The organism is Dysgonomonas hofstadii (assembly GCF_014196915.1).
Taxonomy (GTDB): Bacteria; Bacteroidota; Bacteroidia; order Bacteroidales; family Dysgonomonadaceae; genus Dysgonomonas; species Dysgonomonas hofstadii.
In genome coordinates this window covers 55,091-61,090 of sequence record NZ_JACIEP010000022.1, presented here as the reverse complement: position 1 = coordinate 61,090, position 6,000 = coordinate 55,091, and the positions used below count along the sequence as shown (strand labels likewise).

Sequence of the window (6,000 nt, the reverse complement as noted above, 5' to 3'; positions counted from 1 at the left end):
GGATTTTCCTCTCCGAAGTCGGGAAAATAAATACGCACCATGCCCCATAGCGCGTAACGGGTAAATAATAAATCGGTCTGTGACCGCCACTAAAAAATCATGTTATGAACGAAGAAAAAAGAAATCCCCATAAACGGGGAAAAGGGGGCAGACCCCCGAAGAACGATCCAGCGAAACATCGACTGACTGTAAACCTGACAGATCAGCAACACGTCGATTTTTTAGCCTTGTATGAACAGTCGGGCGTACAATCCTTATCTGGTTTTATCGCTGCTCGCATCTTTGGCGATGAGTTCCGTGTAGTGAAAACCGATGCTTCGGCTGTAGAATTTATAGCAAGGCTCACTGCTTTACACGGACAAATTCGGAGTATCGGAGTCAATTACAATCAAGTTGTAAAGGAATTGCATTCCAATTTTGGAGAAAAAAAAGCATTGGCATTGCTCTATAAATTGGAAAATGCAACTATTGAATTGGCGGGAATCGGACGGGAAGTGATGCAATTGTGCGAGCAATTTAAGGCTAAACATCTCTAAAAATGGTTGCTAAATTTAGTCACGGAAGCAGTTTGTATGGTGCACTTTCCTACAATCAAGAGAAAGTAAATGAGGGTTTAGGAAAAGTTTTGGCTACCAATCTGGTCATTGAACCTAATGATGGAGTGTTCAGTGTTGCCTCTTGTATGGAAGATTTCGAGCGATTTATGCCCTCGCATATTCGTACATCGAAGCCCGTTATCCATATTTCACTCAATCCACATCCGGACGATAAGCTGACCGATCAGCAGCTTGCTAACATCGGGCATGAATATATGGAACAGTTCGGATATGGCGGACAACCCTATATGATTTTCAAGCATGAAGACATTGGCAGGGAGCATATACACATTGTATCGACACGTGTACGCACGGATGGCTCAATAATCAGTGACAGCAAAAATTACGAACGCAGCAGAAAGATTACCGATTCTTTAGAACAAAAGTACGGTCTGCACTCAAAAGAAAAGAATCAGGGCGAGGCATGGCAGCTTGCTCCAATAGACGTTAGCCAGGGGAACTTAAAAAAACAGGTGGCAAACGTCATAAAACCGCTCTCAGAAATGTATTCTTTTCAGACTTTAGGCGAATATCGTGCTTTACTTTCCTTATATAATATAGGAGTAGAAGAAATGAAAGGAGAAAATAAGGGTAAAGCATATCGGGGATTAGTCTATTCGGCATTGGATGGTGATGGCAATCGTGTTGGCACACCTTTGAAATCCTCCCTGTTCGGCAAAGATCACGGCTTGAATAGCTTGGAAAAGCGATTCGACAAGTCAAAAGAAACAATCAAGGCAAACGGCGTAGCCAAACAAACTCGTGCTACTGTTGCTGCGTCCTTTGCAAGCACCCGCACAGAGAGTGAGTTCCGAGCGGCCTTGCGGGAGAAAGGTATCGACCTTGTGTTACGTCGCAACGATGAAGGACGCATCTATGGGGCTACATTTATCGACCACAACCAACGGGCGGTTCTTAATGGTTCTCGTCTGGGCAAGGAGTTTTCGGCAAATGTTCTTAATGAACGTTTTGCGGATAATCCGCCTTGCAAGGATCTGCAAGCACCAGCCCCGAAACATTCCGAGAATAAACAAACAACCACCGATCAGCAACCACAATCAACACACTCCGAGACGAATGATCCGGTGGGGAGTTTATTCTCTGTCTTTACTCCCGAAGTCGAAGGAACAGATAACAAACAACCGACCTTAAAACGTAAGAGGAAAAAGAAACGTAGGTATGGGAGACAGATGTAAGAAATCAGAAAGCCACTTATAATAGGAGGCTTTCTGATTATTAATCTTTATTTACTTCATTATGAAAATATCTATCGAAAGAATGAGCAAAAATATTTCTAAATTCCTTGTAAATAATATACGTATCTTCTGAATAATCATCATTAAATTCCCGCATCATTGGATGGTTGAACATTTCCATTGCTTTTGAAAAGTTATCTATCGCCTTTTGTTTCTCAGTTTTGCTTTTTGCCGTCTTTAATGTGCGATAAGTTTCCATACCAACCTCATATATCCAGGGCAAATCATCCCGAAATATACTGATCATCATAAGAAAAGCAATGTTTGAGTCGGAAAAATCCTTACTCATATGCAGAATCTCCTCCATCATCATCGGATGGAATTTCCTGCGCCTTCTTCCAGACTTCTCGGAATTAACTCGTTTATCAATGCGAGAAGGAAGATCTTGAAACATAATTTTCACTTCCTCAAATAATTTAGCAATAGAAGCATCCTCTACTAATTCTTCGGTTTTTCCATCGGATTCTGGCTGTTTATTCAAAAGTTCAGCAAGTTTTTGTTTGAAGACTTGTACCTGCCCTTTGATAATTTCCTCATCCGGTTCAGAGTTAGGAATTCTTTTGACAAGTTGTAAAATTAGTTTAGTTAGACTATCTTCATCGTCACCGCAATTTTGAAATTGGGCAAAAGGTCCATTATTAGCTTTATTTAATGGTATGCCTACTGCAACACCCAAAACGGTATTATTTAATTTGCCTTTGGCAACACCAGCTTCATAAAGAATCCATGGGCGGTTTACACTATTATGGGTTAGCAAGCACACAATATCAGAGGCCTCATCAAGTTTCCTCATAATTTCAGGATACCATTCTACACCATATTCCATTCCCTGCGTCCCCTTTTTATCAGACGAACGAAAAGATTTTAATACTCCAGCACTTACACTACTCAATAACTTACTGAAAGATTCTGCTATTTCAGCATCCCTTGTGTCGTGACTAATAAAAACAAGGGCTGGCTTCTGTTTGGATACAGTTATTTCTTCATTTACAGTAATCGTAGTTTCACTTTTTTTACCCATTATCTTTATTGATATTATATTTATTTACACTTCTCTTCAATTGATATTCAGCTACAAATATATGTAATTAATGAATATTTCCATAAATATATATTTCATCATTTTTGCATATAGACATTTCCAGACACAAGCATCCTCCATCTGAAAATACCGTATAATGTCATAACCATCTGCTTACATTCGCATTTTTAATGAATTACAAACAAATTAAATTCAACATTTATGCAAAATGAGGATGATTTAAGAGGACTTGCTAAAGTCATGGAGTTTATGAGGGCTATTAGTATTTTATTCGTCCTGATGAATATTTATTGGTTCTGCTATCAGGCAATACACGAGTGGGGAATCAATATCGGGGTAGTAGATAAAATTCTGATGAATTTTAACCGTACCGCAGCTTTGTTCAATTCTATATTGTGGACGAAAATCTTTTCTGTAGTCTTTCTTGCTTTGTCCTGTTTGGGAACAAAGGGAGTGAAGGAGGAAAAGATTACATGGAATCATATCTATGTATGTCTTATTTTTGGTTCTGTATTCTTCTTTCTGAATTGGTGGCTTCTTTATCTGCCACTTCCTAAAATAGCCAATGCTGGTTTCTATATTTTCACCATTGCAGTGGGATATATATTGCTATTGATGGCGGGTACATGGATGAGCCGCTTACTCAAAAACAACCTAATGGACGATCCATTCAATAATGAGAACGAATCGTTTATGCAGGAAACCAAGTTGATGGTAAACGATTATTCGATAAACCTGCCTACAAAGTTCTGGTACAAAAAGAAGCAATGGAAGGGTTGGATAAACGTAGTAAACCCGTTTCGTGCAGCTATTGTATTGGGTACTCCGGGTTCGGGTAAATCCTATGCCGTTGTAAATCAATTTATCAAACAGCAAATTGAAAAAGGTTATACAGGCTACATTTACGATTTCAAGTTTCCAGACCTTTCGACTATTGCCTATAACCACTTGTTAAACAATAGAGAAGGTTATGAGAAAGTACCGACTTTCTATGTGATAAACTTTGACGATCCGAGTCGTTCACATAGGTGCAACCCGATTAACCCTTCCTTCATGGATGACATCTCGGATGCCTATGAGAGTGCATACACGATAATGTTAAATTTGAATCGAACGTGGGTGCAAAAACAAGGTGACTTCTTTGTAGAATCTCCGATTATTCTTTTCGCAGCTATTATCTGGTATTTACGCATTTATAAGGATGGTAAATACTGTACTTTTCCTCATGCCATAGAATTTTTGAACAAGAGCTATGAAAATATTTTTCCAATTCTAACTTCATATCCAGACCTCGAAAACTACCTTTCTCCCTTTATGGATGCATGGAAATCTGGTGCGGCTGACCAGTTGCAGGGGCAGATAGCAAGTGCTAAAATACCACTTTCCCGTATGATTAGCCCACAATTATATTGGGTAATGTCGGGAGATGAATTTACATTAGATATCAACAATCCGGATGACCCTAAAATATTGGCTGTCGGTAACAATCCTGACCGACAAAATATCTACGGAGCAGCACTCGGATTGTATAACAGTCGTATTGTGAAACTAATAAATAAGAAAGGACAGCTCAAAAGTAGTGTTATCATTGACGAGTTGCCGACTATTTATTTCAAAGGGTTGGATAATTTGATAGCTACTGCCCGAAGCAACAAAGTTGCCGTGTTGCTTGGTTTTCAAGATTTTTCGCAGCTAAAGCGTGATTATGGAGACAAAGAGGCTACCGTAGTGATGAATACGGTAGGTAATATATTTTCGGGGCAGGTAGTCGGGGACACGGCAAAAACCTTGTCTGACCGTTTTGGTAAAGTATTGCAGAAGCGCCAGTCTATGACCATTAACCGCAACGATAAATCGACTTCCATTTCTACACAAATGGATAGCTTGATACCACCGTCCAAAATATCCAATCTTACACAGGGTATGTTTGTAGGTGCGATAGCTGATAATTTCGACGAGCGGATAGAGCAAAAAATTTTCCACTGTGAAATCGTAGTCGATAATGAGCGGGTAGCTGCCGAGACGAAGGCATACAAGAAGATACCTGTTATCACCAACTTTGTGGATGAAAATGGCGTAGATCGTATGAAGGAAATGATTAAGGAGAACTATGACCGCATCAAAGCCGAAGCCAAACAGATTGTAGTCGATGAACTACAACGAATAAAGGAAGATCCGGATCTTTGCTATTTGTTGCCGAAAGAAGAATAGAACCATAAGCACTAAATATAAAAACCGAATAATCTATAAACGTTATTCGGTTTTTATATTATTAGGCCGGAAGTTCTTACTTCGCAGCCTCGATAGATACTTTACGAAATTCTTTCAAAGCTTTTTCTATTGCTAAAGATGTTTTTCTTGCACGAGTTCCTGCCGCTTTGTTGCCGTTTTCTACTTGTTGAGAGGCATCTTTTTGGAAATCTGCAATTAGGGAGTTAATGTTTTCTACTAAATTTTTCATTGTTTTTTATTTTTTGATTCGCGGCAAAGATAATAATTATCATAAATCATCTTTGTTCTCTTTTTCTAAATCTGCTACTACCTGCTTTAAAATAGAATCAAATACATTGTTTAGTTCATCATTCAGAATTAACGAGTCTCCATTCCCGAATGCTATATTTTTACAAATATCTTTCAATATCTGCTGTTTGCCCTTTTCATTAGGTAGTTTTCCATTACGATAAGATATCCAATCCCAGATATCATCTTCAATCATAGACATGATATCTCCTTGAGCAAATTCGTCGAACTCAGAGTAGCTCAACTTACTCTGTCCCCAATCTCCAAAAAGGTCATTCTCTTCATCGTCACCATCCGACTGACTTCTACTCATCCCCAAAATCATTTGAGCAAATTCGGCAGCTTCAGGATATTTCTTGTTTTTAGACATTTTTTCAAGAAATTCCCAATCTTGTCTGGAGCGGGGATATTTCCCGGCAATCCGATCTATTTGATTTATGTGTTGCAGTTCATTTTTACGTTCCTGTGGCAAAGATGAACATTCCTTACAGATATGTTTTGCATGACCTTTCCCACTAAAAGCCTCATTTGGTTTAGATGCTCCACATATCCGACAATAGTGTCCTCGCTTTTTCTTTTTAGCCAT

Annotated in this window: 6 protein-coding genes; 3 read left to right on the top strand and 3 right to left on the bottom strand. The window is 39.0% G+C overall.

All coding sequences use genetic code 11. The features are described 5' to 3' along the window. Positions 1-104: 104 nt before the first annotated feature. Positions 105-536, top strand: coding sequence for a conjugal transfer protein MobA (gene mobA / locus GGR21_RS19455; protein WP_183308915.1), 432 nt, complete (start codon positions 105-107; stop codon positions 534-536). Positions 537-538: 2 nt separating this feature from the next. After that, entirely contained in the window at positions 539-1,792 is a 1,254-nt protein-coding gene (gene mobB, locus GGR21_RS19450) for a conjugal transfer protein MobB (protein WP_183308914.1), read from the top strand. Between the two features lie 40 nt (positions 1,793-1,832). Here the strand turns inward: mobB and GGR21_RS19445 are convergent, their stop codons facing one another. Further along, entirely contained in the window at positions 1,833-2,873 is a 1,041-nt protein-coding gene (locus tag GGR21_RS19445; protein WP_183308913.1) for a TIR domain-containing protein, read from the bottom strand. A gap of 222 nt (positions 2,874-3,095) precedes the next feature. Here GGR21_RS19445 and mobC point away from each other — a divergent pair, with 222 nt between their 5' ends. After that, positions 3,096-5,105: a conjugal transfer protein MobC gene (mobC, locus tag GGR21_RS19440; protein WP_183308912.1), complete on the top strand. Its 2,010-nt coding sequence runs from the start codon at positions 3,096-3,098 to the stop codon at positions 5,103-5,105. 76 nt (positions 5,106-5,181) lie between these two features. Here mobC and GGR21_RS19435 read toward each other — a convergent pair whose 3' ends face one another. Both GGR21_RS19435 and GGR21_RS19430 read right to left on the bottom strand, forming a co-directional pair. Further along, entirely contained in the window at positions 5,182-5,355 is a 174-nt protein-coding gene (locus GGR21_RS19435; RefSeq protein WP_183308911.1) for a histone H1, read from the bottom strand. 39 nt (positions 5,356-5,394) lie between these two features. Beyond that, complete coding sequence (locus GGR21_RS19430) at positions 5,395-6,000, bottom strand: hypothetical protein (protein WP_183308910.1); 606 nt, start codon at positions 5,998-6,000, stop codon at positions 5,395-5,397.